Below are 23595 nucleotides of genomic sequence, written 5' to 3'. Positions count from 1 at the left end.
TTGTGGGTCAATTTATCTAGCTGTTAACTTTACTAATCAATGACCATTAAAGTCCGATATTCATCGTAAGCAAACTGGTCTGTCATACCGCTGATATAATCTTGAATAAAGCGACAGCGATAATAAAACTCGTAGGCGATTACATGATCCGGTTCAGCCTGCATCGCATCGATAGCATGCAAGTAGGTATTTAAATGTTTTTTTGATAACTTTTGCAGTAAACGGGTTTCAATCAAAAAGCGACTATCTCCCTTGAGCACTCGTTTAAAATTATCGTGACTGAGCTGGAGTAGGGGCTTATAGCAATCCAGTAACCCCGTAATAATTCGATATCCTTGCAACTCTAATTTCCCCACTTCTTTGTGAGAGAATACATACTCATATGCCACCTGTTTTAACGTACTAGTAATGGCGTGTAGGTGGCTGCGATCTTCTAATAATGCTTGATTAAAGTCGCCATGATAAACTGCTTCAATGTTATCTATAAACCGCTTTGCAGCATAATTAACTAACGGGTGGAGTAGACTTACCCGTAAATAAATAAAAAACTCACTGTTAAAGTTATACGGCTGTAACTTGGCTTTTTCTAAAGCATAATTAACAGCTTTATCAACCACATGCTGATGTTCAACTTCATCAATAGTAAAATTAGTGAGTACTTTTTTATAATGTAGTTTGAGTTTATCGCAAAGTAGCTCAACACTAATGATGCCTTTTTCTACCGCATCTTCAATATCCGCTAAACAGTAGGAAATATCATCCGCAGCTTCCATTATGTAGCTTGCAGGGTGGCGACATTGTGGATCTATTTCGAGCTCTTTTTGTAAACGCTCTACAAAGTTTTTTTCGCTGTAATAAAAACCCACTTTTTTCATCAGATAGTTTTTATCACGCGGTATATCTTCTTTGGCCATACTAGCCGGGCGCGTATATTTTAAAATAGCCGCGCTTTGACTGTAAGTTAAATTCAGCGATAGTAACGAATGAATAATACGAATACCTTGCGCATTTCCTTCAAAATTACTGATATCTTGTGCTAAATGCTTAAAGATCACCCCAATTCCTGTATGTGGATCACTACAACGAGCAGGAGTTAGTGCCGCCAAATTTGCATTAAACCACTGATTAATTGCCGCTTCACCAAAGTGACCAAATGGCGGGTTACCAATATCGTGCATCAAGCAAGCCATTTCAACGAGGCTTTCCAATGGCCGCTCTAAACCAGTTAAGCCATATTCCGCCTGCTGTTTGGTGGTCAAATTGGCAAAAATACGCTGCACAATAAAACGCCCCACTTGCTGCACTTCAAGTGAGTGGGTAAGTCGTGAACGCACAGCGGCATTGCGCTCGAGTGGGAATACTTGCGTTTTTTGTTGCAAGCGACGAATTGCCGCACTATTGATAATACGACCACGATCGCTTTCAAGCGCAGTTTGTAAGTTAGGGGTCGAACGTTGCTCACGTGCTGAGGTGATTTTTTTACTAAAGTCGATCATCGTCACTCCTTTATGAATAACTTTAATCTAACAGCTTGGAGAATAAATGAGAATGGATAATTAACTTTTAAAATAAAGCCTTATGCATGTCACAATTGCATATTACACTGCACTCTCTCACTTTTTTAACTCAACATTTACTTTAGCCAAGGTGGTTTTCAAATGAAGTTTTTGGTTTTTTCAGCTCTATTTCTTTACTTTGCCAGCCATGCACATGCAGTACAAAATCCGGCTAACACAGTCGTGCTTATTTCATTAGATGGATTTCGCTGGGATTATATTGAAAAGCACCATGCACCTCATTTAGCCGCAATCGCTAAATCAGGGGTTCGAGCGAATAAAATGCAACCTGTGTATCCAACTAAAACCTTTCCTAATCATTTATCTATCATTACCGGTTTATTACCTATAAATCACGGAGTGGTCGATAATCGCTTTTGCGACACCAAGCGCAACGACTGCTATAGCATGGGCAAAGGGAAGGACGATAGCACCTGGTTTAATGGTATTCCGCTATGGAATTTAGCCAGCATGCAGGGGTTAAAATCTGCGACCTATTTTTGGCCAGAATCAGATGCTCGCTTTAATGGCATGACACCTGACTACTACTACCATTATTCACAACACAGTGATTACCAAAACCGCATAGAACAAATTGTTCAATGGCTAAAACTCCCCGCACCACAGCGCCCACAATTAGTTATCAGTTATTTTTCATTAGTTGATAGCATGGGGCATAAATACGGGCCAGATGCTGAGCAGACAAAACAAGCGGTACAACAAGTCGATGCGTTAATGGGGCAACTACAGCAGCGTCTTGATGAGCTGGAACAAGACGTAAACTTGGTTATTGTTTCTGATCATGGCATGAGCGCCGTTGCACCAGAGCAGAGCATTGCCATCAGTAGCTTACCCAGCGATGATAAATTTATGGTTAAAAACACCGGTCCGCGGGTGCTAATTTATGCCAATGAGAACACCACAGCAGCAGATATAAGCACGTATAAAGAGCGCTTAAACAAAGCCGCAAAAGGTCGCTACACGGTGTTAACTGATAGCCAGCGAGCGCAGTATCATTATCAAAATAATGGTCGTACCGGCGATATTATTTTACAAACCATCGCGCCAAGAAGTTTCGCAGATAGCGGTGAAGTTAACTATTTGGGCACCCACGGCTACGCGTACACCGATGATATGGCGGCAACTTTTATTGCAAATGGCCCAGCATTTAAACAAGGAGTGACCCTTGATAAAGTCAATAACCTCGATATTTACCCACTGATAGCTAAAGTGTTAGGCATTGAGCTTTTAAGCAAGATTGACAGTGATGGGGCTACACTTTGGCCAGCTTTAAAAAACTAAGCCTAGCAATCACTAGTGACAGTTCATCTTTAGTTTAGTTGAACTGTCACTAGCTTAAATAAAAAGAGCGCAAATGCGCTCAAAAGGGAAAAACAATGTACTAAAAATGACGCTTATTTAAAGTTAGCAATGCTGTTTTTAGTTTCATTAACTGTACGCCAAGCAAACGACTCGCCAGTTACACCATAAGGGAGACCGTTCACGCTCCAACTTGGATTAGAAAAGTAATCGTATTGTGTAGCGCTACCAAAAACATGCGGGTACGCCATAATACTTGCAAATTGATTTTGAACTCCATGGCCCATACCATCTACATAAACACCACCTGAGGTGTCACCTTGCTTACGTGAATGCAATAACCCTTGGTTATGGCCTAACTCATGCACAAACGTTGTAGCTCCGCAATCAACAGCTGTAATGCTATACATGCTATTACTTGCTGAGCTGTATAAAGTACCATTGCTGCCATTACCAACCCAGGCAATACCACAGGAAATTAAGTTACTGCCTGCACTTTGGCCCGTACCAAGGACTGCAACCATATCGGCCCCCCAGCTATTACGTAAACCTTGAATGTAACTACTTTTAGTTACCGAGTTTAACCAGCTGCTCGAAGGGGTAATCGCATGATCGCCTAAGTTTTCGCTGCCGACTAAACGCAGCGTAATATCAACACCATTTTGACTGTAGACCTGGTTACTAAAGGCAATATATTGATTAATCTTAGTGTTAATGTTGGTTGTCGCCGCTGCAGCTTGATCAGTATATAAAATCGCAATGTCAATGGTTGCCGCTTGGCTAGTAGCTGTCATCCCTAATGCACAAAATACAGCTAAGGTAGTGAATCGTGTGTTCATCTTATTTCCTTGTTAGTTATGTTTTATTGTCTATTGAATTCAAGCCTTATAAAAATTACTTGTGATGAATTTTTATAAGTTATTAGTTGCTGCTTTTGGAGCAAAAGGATCATCCCCATCACTGGGCTGAGCAGAGGGTTGGTTAGTGACTTGGTGTTCTATATGATTCTTATAAAGATCGCGCTTAGCTGCTAACCAGCCATATTGACCTTTACTTTCAAATACGTAATTACCACTGGGAGCAGTAAATTGGCCATATATGGCGTCTTTTCCGATAGTCATTACAGTGGTATGAAACTGTCCATCGGCGCCAATCACGCGGCCAAATACACTTTTATCGCCATTACTGGCGGCAATCACATTAGTGACTTCAGCACTGAAGGTTTCAGCTGTCTGCGGGATCGCTAAATCAAAATTGTCACCTTGTTTGAGCTTTTTCAGCGCAGCTAAGTCAAATTCGATATAGGCTTCATTTTTTAAATCAGTCGGTAATACACCAGACGCTTTAAGTACCTGCTTGGCTTTATCTGATAAACGGTTAATGGCATCAAAATCACTATCACCTTGCAGCGTAGTTTCAACAAGTGGAACGATTACATTAGGCAATGATTCGCTAGGTAAAGATTTAGCTATCGGTGCAGCAACTACAGCAACATTTTTTTCATTCACTGGTGCTAATACTGGCGCTTTCACCTGTTCATGAATAGCGTATTCATAAATAAAAAATACACTAAGTGGAACAATGATAATTAATGCAATAGCTGTCTTCATCTGTTTCTTTTCCAGATCCAAAAGTTAATTTCGTGTTAACCTTAAATCGAAACAAAAAAAATCGCAAGCATAAAAATGTTACCGATAATAAAAACATAAAAATAAATATCTTCATACTAATCTTAGTGTTAATAATAAGTTCAGTAATGATAGAGGAAAAAACAATTTGAACTGTCTAAATAATACGGGATAAAATTAACAACAAATTATCACCTTTACCTTTTATAGGTCGATTTCTCTATTTGCATTAATGCACCATTTATAATGGGGTAAATACAGCCTCATTGAAAAAATAAATTATCGTGACGATAAAATTTATTTGTTTTACTACTGATCCGACGAGCTTCATACTCCGCGTCTTTTGCCGCAGACTCTGAGCCATCACGAGCGCCGGTGAATATCTATCGCGTAGTGAGCCATTTTTCTGTGAGCTGCGAACTAAACTCAAGAGGAATTACCATGCGTGGTTGGATCATTTATAAGGACAGTGCAGGACTACTTAAACAAGAAACTTATGAAGTAGAACGGCTATTAACAGCTGCTCAGGAAGAGGGCATTGATTTACAAGTTTTCTCACCGGATCAATTTGATTTGACCATCACTCGTGAAGACGGTAAAAGCATTTTAATAGATGGCGTAACCACCACTTTACCTGATTTTGTAATTCCACGAATGGGTGCCAGCACGACCTATTTTGCACTAGCAATTATTCGCCATCTTGAACGATTAGGTGTGTATTGCGTTAACAGCTCACAATCAATTGAAACAGTAAAAGACAAATTATTCGCGCAACAAATTTTAGCTGAACGTAACTTACCAACACCGAACACGATGCTGGTAAAATTTCCTGTCAATATTGACTTAGTCGACAGACAAATTGGTTTTCCAGTGGTGATAAAAACGCTTTCTGGCTCGCAGGGCAGTGGTGTATTTTTATCTAAATCGAAAAGTGAATTTGACGACTTAATGCAGTTGATAGAAGCCGCAAACCCACAAGCCAATATCATTTTACAGCAGTTTGTTAAATCAAGTCACGGTCGTGATTTGCGAGTACTCACTATCGGCGGTCGCGCCGTTGCCTGTATGGAGCGAAACTCAGGTGGCAAAAACTTTAAAGCGAATGTAAGCGCCGGAGGCACTGGCAAACCGCACCCAATCACACCAGAAATCGAATGGTTAGCGACTCAAACTGCTAATGTATTAAACCTTGATGTGGCAGGCATTGACTTATTATTTGATGGTAATCACTTTAAAATCTGTGAGGCAAATTCAAGCCCAGGTTTTGAAGGTTTAGAAGCGGCATTAGGAATTAACGTAGCCCGTGAAATTTTGCATTTCATTCGTATTCGTTTAGGTATCTTTGACCGTCCAGAAAATCTCGACCTCACATTTATTGACGAAACATTATCAGTGGTAGAGCCTGTGTAGGCTTTGCTGTTGATGGCTGCTTCAATATTTTAGTGTAGACCTTAGTCAAAAATAGCTTACTGCGACTGGCATCACGGTCATATTTATGTATAACTAGAGCGATAAATTTATTGCTTTAGGAACTGCATGCAACTCTCAAATCAGCTATTAAATCGCCTAACCGCAGGCTTAGTTGCAGTGATCATTGGTTTTACCAGCTCAATCGCACTCATTTATCAGGTCGTCATAGTTTTAGGTGGGACAGCTGAATTAGTTGCCAGCTGGGTACTGATGCTAGGCCTCGCAATGGGTGTAACATCAATTGGTCTATCGTATTATTATAAAATTCCTATCTTAATTGCATGGTCAACAACTGGCGCCGCTTTATTGATCACCAGTGCCCAAGGATATAGTTTAAATCAAGCGGTGGGCGCATTTATGTTCAGCGCCTTATTAATGTTTATTTCTGGTATTACTGGCTGGTTTGCAAAAATAATGGAGCGTATCCCCAGCCAAATTGCCTGCGCGATGCTTGCCGGTGTACTGGTAACGTTTGGCATTGATGTATTTAACTTTATGAGCGAAACACCGTTACTTATAGGGATTATGGTGTTGGTCTATTTGCTCTGTAAACGACTTATACCTCGTTTTACTATGCTCATGGTGCTCATTGCAGGCTTTGTGATGGCAGGCGTAACAGGACAAATTGACACCAGTAGCTGGCAATGGAAAATGAGCGAATTTGCGTTTATTAGCCCTGAATTTAATTTACAAGCGATGATAAGCGTGGGTATCCCGCTCTATATTGTCACTATGACCTCACAGAATTTACCCGGTATTGCGGTGCTAAAAGCCCATAATTACCCTGCACCGGTTTCTGCATCGCTCAATGTGACCGGTCTAACTAATATTTTGATTGCCCCATTTGGAGGTTATGCCATTAATTTAGCCGCCATTACCGCTGCAATTTGCATGAGTGAAGACGCTGACAGCGATCCTAACAAACGCTACTGGGCAAGTATTGCCGGCGGTGGTTTTTATATCTTGATGGCCATAGGCGCAGCGACACTAGTAGGGTTAGTCGCCAGTCTTCCACAAGCACTCATTTTAGCTCTGGCTGGTATCGCCTTATTTACCACCATTGCATCAAGCTTACAGCAAGCGTTGTCAGACAGTTATTATACTGAAGCTGCGATGATCACCTTTTTAGTAACAGCCTCTGATCTCACTTTGTTCTCTGTTGGCTCTGCATTTTGGGGCATACTAGCAGGCGGTTTGACACTATGGCTTATTCCGCGAAAGTAGCATTAAAGCAACCCATAAGTATTTATAAATATATAAGCCTTAACATTTGTTAAGGCTTCTTTTTAATCAAAAGTATGGTGTCGTGTCGCACTAAAGCGGTTAAGAATATGATGCATAATATACACCGCACATAAGCTGACAATAATAGCCACAGAAACTGATGAAAAGCGATACAGCGCGCTGTAAACCAGATCTTGTCCTGGGCCTAAAGACTGACCAAATAAAATTCCAAAGGTGGTGATAATACCAAAGCCAACACCTGGGATCCCGCCACCGATAATATGATAACGACTAAAAATAAAGGTCAAAATCCACAATATTAGCGCCGGAAAAAGCAAAATGTCCGTGTGGTTATATAAAAATAACTGCGACACCAGCGCCAAGTTACAGCCAATTAAAGTACCGATTGCTCGTTGCCAGCCAGCCATTCCCGCGGCTTTCCAACACAGCGGAAACAAAATTAAAATCGAGGCTGCTTGCGCTGAAATTGAATCTTGCAAATCAAACACCTGAAACAGTACAAATGACAGCGTCGCTACCGTTGCACATAAGAGTACTTCATGGCGAATGCTCTCTTTTGCTTTAGTTGGCATTACGCGACCTTGACGAGGGGCAACATCAGGAAACATATAGTGCATTAATACCGCGGTCAGTACAGTGACTAAAACCGCTAAGCCATTACTTATAATGAGCGGATAGATACTGGTGCCATTACCAACGTAACTGGCAAAGTGGAGCTGAATAGATAAACTCACGACCCCCAAAGCGCCGAACAAAAAGTTAGCACCGCGGCTCATTTGATAAAACAAAAACGCAAATGCTAAAAAGCTCAGCATGGTCATCACTACAGGTAAATGCGAAAACAACCCTTGTACAATCAGCACAAATAAAGCACTAAATACGGCACTGGCAAAAAACTGACGAATTATATGTGCATTTAAAATCGGCACTAAACCAAGTAACAACATAGGATAAACGGTAAAGAAAATCCCATTAGGCCAGTTCATTAACTTACATAGGCTAAAGCCCAGCGCGCTACCGCCAGCAATGCGCAGAGCTTGCCTTAGGCCATTTTTATCAAGGGTATATGGTGCTGACATGTTGCCCCCTTAATAAATAAAATGCAGTAAGCTAATCATACGGATCTGTGCACTTGCACACCATTGGCCTATTGTTGATTCTGGTAATAATTGCACTGTAGCCCGTGCCCCACTGGGTAACTTACTCAGTAATTGCGGCTGCTCTAAATTTATATGAATACGTTGACGCTGCGCATCCCGCACCCAGCGATTGCTGTTTTCGGTGCTACTAAGTAAGCCATTCGCACTGATTTGACCATCACTCACACCGGCTTCAAATGAGCTGACATTAGCGTCAAAAACTTGCCCAGGTAGCGCATCAAATGTCACTTTAGCACGGCTACCTAAGGCAAAATTTGCCAATGATTTTTCACGAAAATCAGCCACTAAATCAGCTTTATTTGCCACAATGGCTAACATTGGCTGGCCTTTATTAGCAAAGGTTCCGGTGCTCACTTGCAAATTTGCCACTTTACCATCGGTATCCGCACTCACAGTGCTGTACGATAAATTAAGCTCTGCCTGGGCTAATTGATTCTGCGCATGACGTAACGCAAGGTTGTCACTACCTAATTGACCGCGTGCTAATTTTGCCTCAGTTAATTGCGCCTCAATTGCCGCGACATTAGCTTTACTTGATTGAAAGTTCGCACTGATGGTTTCATATTCTTGCTCTGAAATAGAGCGTTTTTTCAATAAGGATTCACTGCGATCAAATAACAACTTTTGCTCATGCAATTTGGCATTACCCGCAGCCAACTGAGCCTCAATTGCTTTAACGCTGCTGTCTAAGCGCTGGTTTTGTAACTGCGCATCGGCAAAAGCTAATTGCGCTTGTTCAACCGCTAATTGAAAAGGTGCCGCTTCAATTAAAAATAATGGCTCGCCTTTTTTTACCGCTTGATTATTGTTTACTAATACTTGATTAACACGGCCACTAACTTGCGGGGTAACTTGTACTACAGGATGATATACCCGCGCTTGTGGCGTCACCGGTAAATACATATCAGCCACGACAAAATAGGCGAATAATAGGATAAACCCAACTAATGAGATTTTTACATAACGGGCAAATTTTTGATCAGGTGTCATTCTTTATTTCTCTTGGCTTAAAAGTTTTAAACAACGGCGCGCATTCTCTTCCATTTGTACTAGTCCATAAGCCATCGTATCTAATTGTTCAGTCGTCAGCCCTGCATATAGTTGCTGCTTAACATCGACGATCAACACTTTAAGTGTACTCAGCAATTGCTGACCTTGCTCAGTAAAATAAATTTTTCTACTGCGTTTATCGTCTTCATCAACGCGTCGAATAATTAACTGTTGCTGCTCTAGTTGCTTAACAGTTCGAGTTAACGAAGGCATTTCAATCCCTAAGCTGTGAGCTAACTGTTGTTGCGTAGCCCCCTCTGACAGGTGGTTTATGTGGATCATCGCAATCCAACGCGACTGTGTTAAACCTAATGGCTCGACTGCTGCAGTGATCGCTTCTCGACACAAACGATGTACGCGGCCCATATTGCCGCATAGGGTTAAATCTAACGTTTCATGAAAAGGAATTGGTGAAGTCATATCATACTCCATTTATTTAGCATGCTAACTAGTTTACAGTAGTTAGCATGCTAAGTAAATATTGTGCTTATGTACTTATTTGTAAAAAGGGCAGTTCTGTGTAGTTATATAATATGTAATATTTTTATTTAAAACATGGAATTAGTGGAGTTTTAATGGCCAACACGTTGACCATTAAAGATAGAATTTAAAAATTTAGTAGATTAGCAGGTGAATATTGATCGGTCAGAACTTTAGTGTCAGTTGGCCAGTCTTGATTATTTTTGGTGGACTGCATACCTTTACTAATGGCTTTAATATCCACATCGTAAGGAGACAATAACGGAGCTAATTTTTTTACACGCTCTGTAATATTTTGCTCGGTTGGCATGTTATCAAAGCCCGCCAAAATAATACGGTTACTGTTTTTCTCAGTGATAACATTGATAAAGTCACCAAATACAGCATGATAAGTTGCTGATTCATGTTCATACAGTTTACTTGATGAAAAAGTATTGGCGGCCACAATGCCATTTGGCGAGAGCACGCTTTTTACTTCCTCAAAAAACTCTTTTGTCAGTAAGTGCTCAGGGATGTAATCACCATTAAAAGCATCGAGAATAATCCAATCGTACTGCTGCTTTTTAAGTGCGGCGCGTTTTACAAAAATACGCCCATCTTGCACCTTTGAAGTTACTTTATCCGTTTCTTTAAAATCAAAAAAATCACGCGCAACCTTAATAACTGCGGGGTCTATTTCAACATTTTCAATACTGGCAGTAGGGTATAGCTCATGAATAACATTAGATAATGTTCCACCGCCAAGGCCAATAATAAGCACATTTTGTGGGTTATCTATCATCAATAAACTAGCAAAAGTGAGCTTAGTATAGTTAAACACTAATTTTTGAGGATTACTTTTATACATGCAACTTTGACTGCTTTTACGGGTTTTTTCGTCAAACTTTAAACAGCGTAAATCACCGCTTTCTTCCACTAAAATATTACGATAAAGCGAACGCTCTTGGTGAATAACATCAGCGTAAGCACTAGAAGCCGTTAACAATAAAGCAGCTATAAAATACTTAAACATGCTTAGTCTCCTTATTAGTTAATTGATTAACAGCAATTGCTAGTAAACCTAATAACCCCAAGGTGGTCGCAAAACCTAAAATAATAGTATTTACATCAAACGCGAGCACCATATAAAACGAAGTGATAATAGTGCCAAGCGCACTGCCCAAGGTGCTGACAAAGTATAAACCACCTGCAACTTGGCCGCTATGCTCGCTATCAGTCACTAATAAACGCACAGAATAAGGTGAGATCATACCTAAGATAATCGTTGGCACAAAAAACAATGCAGTAGAGGCAAGTAATGAACCATAGCGGCTATCTTCAATATGAGTAAAAATAAACTCCATTATCGGCTCTGCAAACAATGCAATGGGCACCACCATAATACTGGCTAATAAGAATATTAAGCCGTATTTAGTTAACGAAGGGCGCTTTATTGATAACTTACCGCCAAGCAAATAGCCAAACGATAAGCTAAGCATAAACACAGTAATAATACTGCCCCAGATATGCACACTACTGCCAAAAAATGGCGCTAAAATTCGCCCACCTAATAGCTCAATTCCCATGATACTAAAGCCGCTACTAAAGGCTAAAAAATAAATTAATGCGTTGGTTTTATTTAACATTCAGTTTGTTCTTATTATTTTACAGTGAACTCATCTTATCGTGATGAATAAAAACTGGCCAGCTTTTATACTGTAAAGGGCGTTTACAAATTGATTGTGTTAAACAATTTAAATCAAGCAACTGCAGCTTTGTATCAATAAAATAAGGATGCAGCCATACAGACTGCATAATAAACTCATTTTAATAAGCGCCTTCACTATAAATAAGCTCATAGCTGTGGCTGTATATCTCTAGGATATTACCAAACGGGTCTTCCATATAAATCATGCGGTAAGGCTTTTCGCCAGGGTAATAATAACGCGGCTCTGCCATACGCTTTTTACCGCCGGCTGCAACAATACGCTCAGCTAGCTCTTCTAGATGAGGGTCTTGCACACAGAAATGGAACACACCGGTTTTCCAATATTCAAAGTTATCGTCTGGGTTTTGTTGGTTTTTGAATTCAAATAGTTCAACACCAATACGATCGCCTGTTGATAAATGCGCGATCCGAAATTTCTCCCAGTTGGCACCAAATACATCAGTACACATTTGCCCAATTGCGCTATCGTCTTCCACTATTTCTGTTGGTTTCATAATTACATACCAACCTAAAACTTGAGAATAAAATTCAACAGCTTTTTCAAGATCGGGCACTGAAATACCAATGTGCGAAAAGTTACGAGGGTAAACATTACTCATAGTGTTAATCCTATAATGGTTAATCTTTAGTTAGTAAAGTCAGTTTACGAACCTCAAACCATCAAGTAAAATTATCATTAATCATGATTATGAGTACATTTTGTAATGATAAACCCTATTTGGCTAAATACCTTTTGCACGCTTGTTGAAGTAAATCACTTTACTCGCACCAGCGAGCGTTTATTTATGACCCAATCGGGTGTAAGTCAGCATATTAAAAAGCTTGAGCAGCAACTTGATTGCCAATTGTTAGAGCGCCATGGTAAACAATTTACGCTAACAGCCCAAGGGCAAAGCTTGTATCAAAAAGGCTGTAAATTACTAAAAGAGTGGCAGTTTTTAGAGCAAGAGCTACACAACGATTCTCCTTATAGTGGCGAGATTAAAGTGCAATCTCCGGGAAGTTGTGGACTTAAATTTTATAATCAGTTACTGAACTTACAAACACAGCACCAAGCACTCACTATAGATTATCGCTTTGCACCCAATGAGAGTGTTGAGCAAGCTGTTGCCAACCACAATGCTGATATAGGTTTTTTAACACAAGCTCCCACCTTGAGCGAAGTCACTAGCCACAAAATTGGCCAAGAAGCACTATTATTAATAACACCCGCAGGTTATGACTCCCCATCATGGCAAACCTTGTGCAAGCTAGGGTTTATTGCTCATCCAGATGCTAAATACCACGCACAGCTATTACTTAGCGAGAATTACCCTGAATTTGAGCATATTGGCCAAATTAAACGTACGGGGTTTTCAAATCAGATTAGCTTGATCTTAGAACCTGTCAGCCTTGGATTTGGTTTTACAGTAATGCCAGCGCATGCGGTAGGAGCCTTCAATAAACCTGAATTAATTAAAATTCATCACTTAGCAAAGCCGATCAGTGAAGCAATTTATGTCTGTCATCATCGTAACCGCCCACAGGCTAAACGTATGCATACGGTGATCGACGCGATCAAGACCGGCTTAAAGTGACTGCCTGCGAGTAAATGAGCGTTAATCTAAATATTCCAACGTATTTCTGTTAAGCTGATAGAGAGTTTTTACGCTAAAGGATAGTGATGATGGAAGTAAAACAGCTAGCAAGTAAGACTTTAACCGGTTTAAAAGTTAGAACCTGCAATGCCAATGAAATGAATACTGGCACAGCAAAAATCGCAGATCTTTGGCAACGGTTTGCTGATAAATACACCGCAGAGCTCACTAAGAACAGCCATGTATATGGCGTATATACCAATTATGAAAGCGATGTAACAGGTGATTTTGATGTGATTGCCTGTAGTGATGCTCAATCAATTCATCCTCGTGATGCAGTCAAGGTTACAACAACGGCTGGACGCTACTTAGTTTTTACTGGTGAGGGTGAAATGCCCGATGCCATAATTGATTTATGGGGCGAAATTTGGCAATACTTCAGCTCAGATGATTGTCGTTACACACGAACTTATACCAGCGATTTTGAGTACTATAAAAATGCTAATGAGGTAGAAATAGCCATCGCGATTGCTGAGTAAACATACCGCGTTTATTACGAGGCTCGTAGCCTTTGAACTAAGCTATGAGCCTTGCATTGTCGCAGCACTTCAAGATCGCCCTTCTAATTTTAGCCATACTTTTATCTACACTCAGAAGTGCTTATGTAAAAAAGAAAAATAAATAAAGCTTGTTATGTAGTTTCAGTTGCTGTTATCCTGCTCGGCATCGGGTTGATAGAAAGCCCTGTTTATTTGTACGTACCACGTTGTTATTAGTAATAATCCTTCGCGTTATCCTCAGTTAAATACTTGTTTTCTTCCTGCTAAATTGCCTATTTAAAGGCGAACTTTTATTAATTCTTAGGATTCTATTATGTCTACTACAACAACTGGTTCAGTAAAATGGTTTAACGAAGCTAAAGGTTTTGGTTTTATTGAACAAGAGTCTGGTCCTGACGTTTTTGCTCATTTCAGCGCAATCTCAAGCGATGGCTTTAAAACTCTAGCTGAAGGCCAACGTGTACAGTTTACTGTTACTCAAGGTCAAAAAGGCCCGCAAGCTGAAAATATCGTTTGCATCTAATTTTTAATTAATGGGTTAGTGATAACCCGTTAATGCACTATAAGTTTGAAAGAAATTCTGTTTATTTGTACGTACCACGTTGTTATTAGTAATAATTCATCGCGTTATCCTCAGTTAAATACTTGTTTTTTCAGCTAAACCGCCTGATTTTAGGCACACTTTTATTAATATCTAGGATATCTATTATGTCTACTACTACAACTGGTACAGTTAAATTTTTCAACGAAGCTAAAGGTTTTGGTTTTATCGAGCAAGAGTCAGGTCCTGACGTTTTCGCTCATTTCAGCGCTATCAGCGGTGACGGCTTCAAAACTCTAGCTGAAGGCCAACGTGTACAGTTTACTGTTACTCAAGGTCAAAAAGGCCCACAAGCTGAAAACATCGTTTGTATCTAAACGATTGTTTTAGTTAATACGTTTTAACGTATTAAAAGCCCACTGATATTAATCTATCATTGGGCTTTTTAATGTCTGCGCTATTTTGCATAAAGCCAATCTAAACCTTGGATCAGCGTGGTTGGAAATGCCGTCGCATGCTTTGCGCCATCAATTATAGAAAACTCCAACTGCACCTGCTGATCATTACTTTGCCGTATTTTGTCAGCAAGCTTGTTCGCACCCGTTACCATATCTTGCCCTTCGCCAAATTCAGGGGTTTCTTTACTACCTACTGATAAGTAAACCCTAACGCCTTGCTTAGCTTTAGTAATCGGCTGAGATAGTATGATCTCATTATCAAACCACACCGACGGGCTACCGATAATGTAACTTTCAAACATATTAGGCTGAGTAAAAAGCACATAAGCGGCAAATAAACCGCCAAGAGAATTTCCCACTAAAGTACGTTGCTTTGGGTTTATTCGGTAGTTAGCTTTCATATGTTCAAACACCACATCAGCTATAAAATCGATATGTTGCGCGGCTTTACCTGTCTCTAACTGCCAATCTTTGGCTTTACTTGGGGTGAAATCACGTATTCGGCTTGATGAGCCTTTAGAGCCTTGCGAATAACCAATGGCAACGAGTATTGCTTCATCCATTTTACCGCTGTTCATAGGAAAACGCGTCGCTCCCGATGCCACTTGAAACGCATACGAGCCATCGAGTAAGTAAACCACTGGGTATGTTTTATCTTTATCACGACTGTAACTTCGCGGGAGCTTTATAAATACTGGATAGCTCAGCTTGCTTTGCTGATCGATAAGTTTAACCACCGAGCTTCTGGGTATTTCAAATGCCTGCTCGGCCGCGCTACTAAAAGTGATAAGTAGCATCGCAGCTAATAATAAATATTTCACTATAATCCTTGTTTAGTTAAAAGCGTTAAAACAAAATTAAAAGTCTTCACGCCCTTGGAGCTCAGTAAAATCACTCATAATCCATTTTTGATAGCCAGCTCTGGTTTTTAGTAATTCAAACCACTGAGTCACTCGCTCCGGCAATGTTATTGCTAACCCCTGAGATGTTAGGCGATGTAAAATGGCTCCCACACAAATATCAGCCAGGGTCATTTTACCACCGGCAAGATAGGGGGCATGACTTAGCTGTTGTTCAATTATCTGTAAGCATTGCTCGCACTCTTGTATGTTCCGTGTGATTTGCTCCATACAACGGTTTTTTTGCGTTTTACGGTAATAGCCCCAAAATGTGGCCATAAAAGCAGGTTGAAAAATCACCTGTGACCAATCCATCCAGCGCTCATATAACGAACGCTGATAGGGCGATGCATAATACCAATCTGTAGTGCCATAACTTGCCGCCAAATAGCGTAGTACACTGTGCGACTCCCAAATAACATTATCGCCATCCACAAGTACCGGCACTTTTTGCAACGGGTTCAATGCTAAAAAGTCATCACTATCAAGGCCGCCAAAACGACCACCCACTTCAATATGCTGATAACTCATGCCCAGCTCATCCAGAAACCAGAGTACTTTTTGCACGTTAAACGAGGTTGTTCTTCCATAAACTTTCATTGTACTTCCTATTATTGATAATCAACCAAACTGAGATTTTCTTTTTTACACACGTTAATAATCGACTCTCGCTTAGCTAAGCGACGTAAATACTTGTTCAGGTACTCAAAAGAAAGCGGTGGCTGTTTTATGAATCTCGCTTTTTCTGTCTACGAAAATTAATTCAAAATCGATTTGCAGTTCTTCAAAAATAAAGTGCGGCGCCATACTGGCGTTGAGCGGGTAATAAAATAGTTTGTACACAATAAGTCCATGTTACACTTTAATATCAACCATACATTAAACTACCACCGATTTATAATACTCTGTAAACCCTGTGAGTATATTTGTTGTAGCAATTGCCGATAAAATTAGCCCCATCACACGGCTAATAACGCTGGCGCCACTACTGCCAATCACTTTACTGATATAGCCCGATAACAGCATTAATATATAAACCACAATCAAAACAGATAGCATAACTAACGCTGTTTGCAGTTGTTCCCAAATACTAAAAATAGCGTTTTCTGTTAACAATACAGCCGTTAAAATAGCGCCAGGACTGGCAATCGAGGGAACAGCAATCGGATAAATAGCGGTTTCTTTATCCGATTTAACAAGCAGCTTGAGCTCTTCTTCGGGTTTGCTATCACCAAATATCATACTCAATGCAAATAAAAATAAAACAATTCCCCCTGAAATTTGAAACGCAGGTAAGGGAATAGATAAGGCTTTTAAGATTATTTCGCCAATCACGACAAAAAATATCAGCACTGCGGCCGAAGCCAATGTAGCCATTAGTGCAATGCGCCGTTTCGTTTTTGCATCGTACTTTTCGGTCACGGCAACAAATACTGGCACCGTGCCTATGGGGTCAATAACAGCAAAAAAAGTAATAAAAACAGCAATAAAGTCAATCATGCATTTTCCACCCTATTTTAACAGCTGTATAGAAAGTAACATTTTAATTTAAACAATTGGATTAATTTTAAATATTTATAAGCAAACTGCCACTGTTGATTAGCGCTATATTTATAGCTTAACTACTGATGTTAATTTTCAAAAGGGCCCATCACGAAAAAGGGTTTTGCATGGCTGTAGCTAACTTACTTTAGGCAACTGCATCTAATTTATAGATGGCTGCAATCGTTTTAAAGTATTGATCTAGATCTAGTTTTTTATCGTTAATATTCTATATTGGTACAAGGGATGAACTTCAACAAGGTTTATCAATCAAAGTATTACATTCAGTAGCAAGTTAATTGTTATGAACTAAGCTTTTCAACATAGCGATTTATAGACCGAGTTTTATATTCCGATAAAGGAGCTAAAAATGAGCAATTCAGGTGCGGGCAAATGCCCAGTTATGCACGGTAGCAACACACAAACGTCTAATTCCAATACTGATTGGTGGCCCAATGCGTTAAATTTCGACATTCTTCATCAACACGATAGCAAACCTAGCCCCTACGGCGATGACTTTAATTACGCCGAAGAATTTAAAAAATTAGATCTTGAAGCAGTAAAAACAGATTTAAAAAACCTAATGACTCAAAGCCAAGCGTGGTGGCCAGCAGATTGGGGCCATTATGGTGGGTTAATGATCCGCATGGCGTGGCACTCAGCAGGCTCGTACCGTTTAGCCGATGGACGTGGCGGTGGCGGTACAGGTAACCAACGTTTTGCGCCGTTAAATTCATGGCCAGATAACGCCAATCTCGATAAAGCACGCCGCTTACTTTGGCCTATCAAGAAAAAATACGGCAATAAATTATCGTGGGCTGACTTAATTATTTTAGCCGGTAACATGGCGTATGAATCGATGGGCTTAAAAACCTTTGGTTTTGCCGGCGGACGCGAAGATATCTGGCATCCAGAAAAAGACGTTTATTGGGGCGCTGAAAAAGAATGGCTTGCCCCAAGTGATGAACGCTATGACAACGTAGCAAAACCAGACACCATGGAAAACCCATTAGCAGCGGTGCAAATGGGCTTAATTTACGTAAATCCTGAAGGGGTCAATGGAGAGCCTAATCCGCTGAAAACGGCAGAGCAAGTGCGCGAAACCTTTGCCCGTATGGCAATGGATGACGAAGAAACTGCAGCACTCACAGTTGGCGGTCACACTGTGGGGAAAACCCACGGCAATGGCAGCGAAGAGAACGTTGGCCCAGAGCCAGAAGCGGCTGATGTATTTGAGCAAGGCCTTGGCTGGAATAACCACAACTCACGCGGTATCGGCCGCGATACTATGACCTCAGGCATTGAAGGTGCGTGGACAACCCACCCAACTAAGTGGGATAACGGCTATTGCTACCTACTGTTAAACTACGAGTGGCAGCTTACTAAAAGCCCAGCGGGTGCTAACCAGTGGGAACCTATCAACATCAAAGAAGAAGATAGACCTGTTGATGTTGAAGATCCGTCAATTCGTTTAAACCCGATTATGACCGATGCCGATATGGCAATGAAAATGGACCCAAGCTATCGCAAAATTATTGAACGTTTTTATAATGATTTTGACTATTTCACCGATGTGTTTGCACGTGCTTGGTTTAAACTCACTCACCGTGACTTAGGCCCTAAATCTCGCTACCTTGGCGCAGATGTACCAAGCGAAGATCTGATCTGGCAAGATCCAATCCCAAGCGTAGATTACACCTTATCTGATACTGAAATTAGTGAGCTAAAAGCTAAGCTATTGAATTGTGGCGTCAGCGCCAGTGATTTGATCAGCACCGCATGGGACAGCGCGCGTACTTATCGTGGTTCAGATCACCGTGGTGGTGCCAATGGCGCACGCATTCGTCTAGCCCCACAAAAAGATTGGCAAGGTAACGAGCCTGAGCGCTTGGCAAAAGCATTAAGCGCACTTGAAACAGTTCAAGCAGGCTTAAGCAAACCAGTTAGTTTAGCCGATTTAATCGTCCTTGGTGGTACTGCAGCCGTTGAGCAGGCTGCAAAAGTGGCAGGCGTTGATATAACAGTTCCATTTGCACCAGGGCGCGGTGATGCAACGGACGAAATGACCGATGCAGAGTCGTTCGATGTACTTGAACCAATTCATGACGGTTTTAGAAATTGGCAAAAGCAAGACTATGTTGTATCAGCCGAAGAGTTACTTTTAGAGCGCAGCCAATTAATGGGCTTAACTGCACCCGAAGTTACCGTACTGCTTGGCGGCATGCGTGTGCTAGGCACCAATCATGCGGGTAGCCAACATGGTGTGTTCACCGACAATGTAGGTGCTTTAACAAATGACTTTTTTGTTAACCTTACGGATATGAATTATCGCTGGGAACCGGCAAGCAAAAGTACCTACAATATAGTTGAACGCAGCTCTGGCAATACTAAATGGACCGCAACCCGCGTAGATTTAGTATTTGGCTCAAACTCTATTTTACGAGCCCTTGCCGAGTTTTACGCCCAAGACGATAACAAACAGCGCTTTGTAAAAGACTTTGTTAAAGCATGGGTTAAAGTAATGAACGCAGACCGCTTTGATATTTAAGTAAAGCACTAAGCTAGTTTAAGAACTGCCCGAGAGTTAACACTCTCGCGCTTTTTTATATTTAACCGCCCATATCTGATCCGGAAACTATTGTGCTAAATCTTTAGCAGTTGTTTTAGTTTATCTGCACCTGCGCGGCTGGTACTGAGTTCTGATTTTTCACCATCATTCATAATCACCATCAGCTTGCCATTAAACCAACGTTGAATTTCTTTTATGTGATCTATATTTACTAGGTAACTACGGTGAATACGCACAAAGTTTTGGGCGGATAAGTTGTGCTCTAGCTGATCTAAAGTATCACTTAAGTGATGTAATGTTACACCATCGTGGGCAAGGCTATTTCCTTGTTCTGATTTAATAAACTTAATATCTGATGGCGATAATAAAAAAATTCGTTCGCCACTTTTACTAATGAGTTTATTAAGCTTATTTTCGCCTAATCCATACTGAATTTTACTAGGCTCATCATTAGCACGCACAACAGCCATTTGCTGCAAAATCTGCTCCTGTGCTTTCGCCAGTGCTTTTTTTAACCGCGCAATGGGGAAGGGCTTTAATAAATAGTCAATTGAGGCATGTTCAAATGCTTGAACTGCAAATTGATCATATGCAGTTGTGTAGATGATCAAAGGTTGATGGTTGAGTATATCAACAAGCTCTAAGCCATTAATTTCAGGCATTTGAATATCTAAAAGCGCAACGTCAGGTTTGAGTTCATTGATCAAGGAAATAGCTTCTTTACCATTGGTTGCAATGCCAACAACGTCAATATTATCCATTAAACTAAGCTGATGAGTGAGTTTTTCACGCGCCGGCAACTCATCATCAGCAAATACTAAGCGAAGTTTACTCACCGACTCACTCATACCACTAACTCCAAACATACAACCGCGCCGTTATTATTACTCAGTGTAATTTTACTATTACCTAATTGACTAACTCGTTGCTGTATATTCTTCATGCCAACACCAGTGCCATAACCATGCTTTAACACATGCTCATTAAACCCAATACCGTTATCGCTGACTTTCACTCGAATTAGGCTATCAATAACAGTAAGTTCTATATTTACAGTTAAGCTGTTTTGCTGAGCATTATGCTTTATCGCATTTTCAATAATAGGCTGAATAATGAGCGGCGGAATATGAATACTTTTTAGCTGCTCAGGCAGGGTGTAATTTACCTGTAGTTTTTCACCAAAGCGGGCTTTTTCAATATTTAAATATTTCTCGATAATAGCAAGTTCTTGCTCAAGCGGGATCAGTGTTTGTTCTGCTGTATCTAGTGAATACCTAAGTATATCAGCAAGTTCATGCAACACTTCGTCTGCTAAATCAGGGTTAGTATGAATATAAGCCGAAATGGTATTGAGGCTATTAAACATAAAATGTGGATTTAGCTGATAACGTAACGTGGCAAGTTGTGCTTTTTTGCGCGAATGCTCCTCAATTGCGACCTTTTTTTTGCTCTCAATATAAATACAAATGCAGTAAATACATGAGCCCCAAATTAAACCATTAAAAATAACAAAAACACCGAGTGGTCGGTAATCATCATATAAGCTAACGAGTACGTGATCGGTTACTACATTACCAGTGGCCATAAATACCACCGCGATTAACCACTCTAGCGCAATTTTTTTATTACCATTTTTTCGCAGCTGAAAAATCAATGCCGCCGCCGCCCATACAGGGATCCAGTAAAAAGTAGCAAACCATACTAGTGAAGCTATAACAGTATCAATAGAGATAGGTGCTGAGTTAGTAATAACAATGGCTAGCGCATAGGCAATATCTACAATGAGTAGTAAACAAAAACTGTATTTATAAAAAGGGTGTTTAAGCATAATTAGGATTCTTTTTTAAAAACCATAGCAAATAAACAAGGCCAAAACCAAACTTATTGATTATGGCCTTAGCTGTTTAATAGTAACTAAATTCTTTAATTTCTACTGTATTGCTTAATACGCCCTCTGCTGCGCCAGGCATTTTGCGCCACATTACATTAAACCCTGTAATTTTTTGTGCTGACCAAGTCACGGTATTACCAAAGCCAAATTGCTTAAACTCTGTAAAAGGGATGTCTATTGTTCGCCATTGTTCACTCGGTTTGGCTAAAACACTAAAGTTGTCCCAGTCTTTTACGTCACTGTGATAGATTGCCAAAGCAAATGGCACCGTAGACCCTTTATAAGTAATTCGTACACCACTAAAGGCTGATGCATCGACTGGCTGTGCGTATTTTATTTCAGCACCCGCCCAAGCACCAAAGTTTGTCGGTTTAGCCACTGTCGTATTAATCGTAAGGCTGTGCTTATTTGACGTTAATTCAACGCTGGATTGGCCACCCATTACCGCACCAGTTAGTCCCTGCCAAGGTGATTGACCATTAAAGTCATCAATACTTTGTTGTGCCTTTGTACTTTGCGCAGTTTGATTACATGCAGGGCCTTGTGGTTCGATTTTAGCATTTTCGCTTAGTAGTTTTTCACGGTTAACTTGCTCACCTGATTTATAAACCTGTGAAATAGAGTGAATAGCATTTATATCTTCAATTGGGTTTTGCTCAAGCAAGATAAAGCTTGCTTCAAAACCTATCGCTAGTTGACCTATATTATTGCTTTGATTTATTGCATGCGCGCCATTAATTGTTGCTGCGTCGATAATTTGGGCATTCGTTAATCCCGCAGTTTTAAGAGCATCTATTTCATTATGTAAGCCTAAACCATGCAATGTATAAGGGTTTCCCGCATCAGAGCCAGTGCCAATCACAACACCCGCTTGCTGTAATTGCTGGATATTAGCGTACGCGATACTGCGTGTTTGCCAGCTATGCTCTTTCCATTTTGATGGCTCGGGGACTTTTTCAAATAAGCAACCTTGTAGCTTGTTTGGCACGGGTTTTAATAGCTCTGTTTGCGAACTCAAGGCGTGATTATGTTTTTCATCACTGTGGTTATAATAAACCGCCAATGTTGGAATATAGGTCACCTTATTTTGCTTCATTAAGGCAATAAACTCATCATCAATCGCTTCGCTATTAATACCGTGAGCAAGTGCAGTAGCGCCTGCTTTTATGGCTCGTTTACCATCAGCTAACGTAGATACGTGAATAAAATAAGGTAAACCAGCCGCTTTTGAGCGCTTACCAAGCTCTGCTAACTGGCTGTCTGTAAGTGAGTTGCCTTTACCCCCAAATGTTTCAATAACCGCTTTGGTAAGATGCGGGCTGGTTGCCATATGCTTTTGCCATAATGCATCAATATCGCTGTCATTACTGATTTCATACACGCTACCACCAAATTGAGTACCATGACCACCGGGGTTGGTAAATAAGGTGCCAGCATAAAATAAGTTAGGTGTAGTCTGCGTCGCTTTTAATTTTGCAGCTTCATCAAGGGTTTGTTGAAATGAAAACAAATCAACAATATTGGTCACCCCCAAATACAAATTAGCATTGAAATGCGACTTGACTGGTAAATATTGAAATTCTGTAAAGTTGCTCCCTGAAGAGCCCAAATGCACGTGCAAATCAATCAGCCCCGGCAATGCAAATTGATTATTCGCATTAAAGGTTTTATCAGCCTGCTGTTTTGCACTCGGCCCTTTAGTAATGTTTACTATTTTACCGTCATCAATATACAGACTACTAGGCGCTGAAAAACCTTGCGAGTCATGTTGGTATAAACGTACGTTATCAACTCGTAAGTCCATGGCGTATGCATTGAACTGACCAACTAAACATAATCCGATGAGTGTTTTTGTTACAGTTCTTGTTATAGCTTTCATTTTAAATTCCTTATCAACATAATTTCAGAGCTGTTAATATGAAATTTAGCGCTTTAAATTGC

23 protein-coding genes are annotated in these 23595 nt (G+C 40.4%); 8 read left to right on the top strand and 15 right to left on the bottom strand.

What is annotated here, in order from left to right; all coding sequences use genetic code 11:
* Positions 1 to 32: 32 nt before the first annotated feature.
* Positions 33 to 1496 carry a dGTPase gene (gene dgt / locus V7783_RS16520; RefSeq protein ID WP_335679649.1) on the bottom strand — a complete coding sequence of 488 codons (1464 nt, stop codon included), beginning with the start codon at positions 1494 to 1496 and terminating at the stop codon, positions 33 to 35.
* A gap of 162 nt (positions 1497 to 1658) precedes the next feature.
* Between dgt and V7783_RS16515 the strand changes: the two genes are divergently transcribed.
* Positions 1659 to 2858, top strand: a complete 1200-nt coding sequence (locus V7783_RS16515) for an alkaline phosphatase family protein (protein WP_335679648.1) — start codon at positions 1659 to 1661, stop codon at positions 2856 to 2858.
* A 113-nt stretch (positions 2859 to 2971) separates the two neighbouring features.
* Here V7783_RS16515 and V7783_RS16510 read toward each other — a convergent pair whose 3' ends face one another.
* On the bottom strand, positions 2972 to 3715 hold the full coding sequence (locus V7783_RS16510; protein ID WP_442961388.1) for a zinc-dependent metalloprotease family protein: 744 nt from the start codon (positions 3713 to 3715) through the stop codon (positions 2972 to 2974).
* A 72-nt stretch (positions 3716 to 3787) separates the two neighbouring features.
* Positions 3788 to 4486, bottom strand: coding sequence for a hypothetical protein (locus tag V7783_RS16505; RefSeq protein WP_335679647.1), 699 nt, complete (start codon positions 4484 to 4486; stop codon positions 3788 to 3790).
* Positions 4487 to 4945: 459 nt separating this feature from the next.
* Here V7783_RS16505 and V7783_RS16500 point away from each other — a divergent pair, with 459 nt between their 5' ends.
* Positions 4946 to 5914 (top strand): ATP-grasp domain-containing protein, encoded by a 969-nt coding sequence (locus tag V7783_RS16500; RefSeq protein WP_335679646.1) that lies wholly within the window; start codon positions 4946 to 4948, stop codon positions 5912 to 5914.
* A 126-nt stretch (positions 5915 to 6040) separates the two neighbouring features.
* Positions 6041 to 7198: a benzoate/H(+) symporter BenE family transporter gene (locus V7783_RS16495; protein WP_335679645.1), complete on the top strand. Its 1158-nt coding sequence runs from the start codon at positions 6041 to 6043 to the stop codon at positions 7196 to 7198.
* A gap of 62 nt (positions 7199 to 7260) precedes the next feature.
* On the opposite strand, the gene V7783_RS16490 is transcribed toward V7783_RS16495, so the two are convergent.
* The 6 genes from V7783_RS16490 to V7783_RS16465 all read right to left on the bottom strand — a co-directional run bounded on the left by V7783_RS16490 (position 7261) and on the right by V7783_RS16465 (position 12216).
* Entirely contained in the window at positions 7261 to 8298 is a 1038-nt protein-coding gene (locus V7783_RS16490) for a DUF2955 domain-containing protein (protein ID WP_335679644.1), read from the bottom strand.
* Positions 8299 to 8307: 9 nt separating this feature from the next.
* Positions 8308 to 9369 (bottom strand): HlyD family secretion protein, encoded by a 1062-nt coding sequence (locus V7783_RS16485; RefSeq protein WP_335679643.1) that lies wholly within the window; start codon positions 9367 to 9369, stop codon positions 8308 to 8310.
* A 3-nt stretch (positions 9370 to 9372) separates the two neighbouring features.
* Positions 9373 to 9849 (bottom strand): MarR family transcriptional regulator, encoded by a 477-nt coding sequence (locus tag V7783_RS16480; protein ID WP_192540162.1) that lies wholly within the window; start codon positions 9847 to 9849, stop codon positions 9373 to 9375.
* 187 nt (positions 9850 to 10036) lie between these two features.
* Complete coding sequence (locus V7783_RS16475) at positions 10037 to 10921, bottom strand: spermidine synthase (protein WP_335679642.1); 885 nt, start codon at positions 10919 to 10921, stop codon at positions 10037 to 10039.
* Positions 10914 to 11534: a fused MFS/spermidine synthase gene (locus V7783_RS16470; RefSeq protein WP_335679641.1), complete on the bottom strand. Its 621-nt coding sequence runs from the start codon at positions 11532 to 11534 to the stop codon at positions 10914 to 10916. The genes V7783_RS16475 and V7783_RS16470 overlap by 8 nt, the downstream gene beginning before the upstream one ends.
* A gap of 181 nt (positions 11535 to 11715) precedes the next feature.
* The gene (locus V7783_RS16465) at positions 11716 to 12216 is read right to left on the bottom strand and encodes a lactoylglutathione lyase family protein (RefSeq protein WP_335679640.1); all 501 of its coding nucleotides are present in this window, start codon (positions 12214 to 12216) and stop codon (positions 11716 to 11718) included.
* A gap of 105 nt (positions 12217 to 12321) precedes the next feature.
* Between V7783_RS16465 and V7783_RS16460 the strand changes: the two genes are divergently transcribed.
* The 4 genes from V7783_RS16460 (at position 12322) to V7783_RS16445 (ending at position 14672) form a co-directional block, all read left to right on the top strand.
* On the top strand, positions 12322 to 13194 hold the full coding sequence (locus V7783_RS16460; protein ID WP_335679639.1) for a LysR family transcriptional regulator: 873 nt from the start codon (positions 12322 to 12324) through the stop codon (positions 13192 to 13194).
* Positions 13195 to 13280: 86 nt separating this feature from the next.
* Positions 13281 to 13733: a GyrI-like domain-containing protein gene (locus V7783_RS16455; protein WP_335679638.1), complete on the top strand. Its 453-nt coding sequence runs from the start codon at positions 13281 to 13283 to the stop codon at positions 13731 to 13733.
* 334 nt (positions 13734 to 14067) lie between these two features.
* A complete protein-coding gene (locus tag V7783_RS16450) occupies positions 14068 to 14277 on the top strand; it encodes a cold-shock protein (RefSeq protein ID WP_149980327.1) in 210 nt (69 codons plus the stop codon).
* Between the two features lie 185 nt (positions 14278 to 14462).
* Positions 14463 to 14672: a cold-shock protein gene (locus tag V7783_RS16445; RefSeq protein ID WP_016706518.1), complete on the top strand. Its 210-nt coding sequence runs from the start codon at positions 14463 to 14465 to the stop codon at positions 14670 to 14672.
* Positions 14673 to 14752: 80 nt separating this feature from the next.
* On the opposite strand, the gene V7783_RS16440 is transcribed toward V7783_RS16445, so the two are convergent.
* From V7783_RS16440 to V7783_RS16430, 3 genes are all read right to left on the bottom strand, one after another.
* Complete coding sequence (locus V7783_RS16440) at positions 14753 to 15574, bottom strand: alpha/beta hydrolase (protein ID WP_335679637.1); 822 nt, start codon at positions 15572 to 15574, stop codon at positions 14753 to 14755.
* Between the two features lie 36 nt (positions 15575 to 15610).
* Positions 15611 to 16252 carry a glutathione S-transferase family protein gene (locus V7783_RS16435; protein WP_182830957.1) on the bottom strand — a complete coding sequence of 214 codons (642 nt, stop codon included), beginning with the start codon at positions 16250 to 16252 and terminating at the stop codon, positions 15611 to 15613.
* 279 nt (positions 16253 to 16531) lie between these two features.
* Complete coding sequence (locus V7783_RS16430; protein ID WP_182830958.1) at positions 16532 to 17152, bottom strand: MarC family protein; 621 nt, start codon at positions 17150 to 17152, stop codon at positions 16532 to 16534.
* A gap of 412 nt (positions 17153 to 17564) precedes the next feature.
* On the opposite strand from V7783_RS16430, the gene katG reads away from it, so the two are divergent.
* Positions 17565 to 19742, top strand: coding sequence for a catalase/peroxidase HPI (gene katG / locus V7783_RS16425; RefSeq protein WP_335679636.1), 2178 nt, complete (start codon positions 17565 to 17567; stop codon positions 19740 to 19742).
* Positions 19743 to 19837: 95 nt separating this feature from the next.
* On the opposite strand, the gene V7783_RS16420 is transcribed toward katG, so the two are convergent.
* The 3 genes from V7783_RS16420 to V7783_RS16410 all read right to left on the bottom strand — a co-directional run bounded on the left by V7783_RS16420 (position 19838) and on the right by V7783_RS16410 (position 23533).
* Positions 19838 to 20611: a LytR/AlgR family response regulator transcription factor gene (locus V7783_RS16420; RefSeq protein WP_335679635.1), complete on the bottom strand. Its 774-nt coding sequence runs from the start codon at positions 20609 to 20611 to the stop codon at positions 19838 to 19840.
* Positions 20608 to 21591 carry a sensor histidine kinase gene (locus V7783_RS16415; protein WP_335679634.1) on the bottom strand — a complete coding sequence of 328 codons (984 nt, stop codon included), beginning with the start codon at positions 21589 to 21591 and terminating at the stop codon, positions 20608 to 20610. Before V7783_RS16415 ends, V7783_RS16420 begins: the two co-directional genes overlap by 4 nt.
* Before the next feature lie 76 nt (positions 21592 to 21667).
* A complete protein-coding gene (locus V7783_RS16410; protein WP_335679633.1) occupies positions 21668 to 23533 on the bottom strand; it encodes a CIA30 family protein in 1866 nt (621 codons plus the stop codon).
* Positions 23534 to 23595: the final 62 nt, after the last annotated feature.

Source organism: Pseudoalteromonas sp. (assembly GCF_036960685.1).
Classification (GTDB): Bacteria; Pseudomonadota; Gammaproteobacteria; order Enterobacterales; family Alteromonadaceae; genus Pseudoalteromonas.
This window is presented reverse-complemented; position numbering and strand designations above follow the sequence as displayed.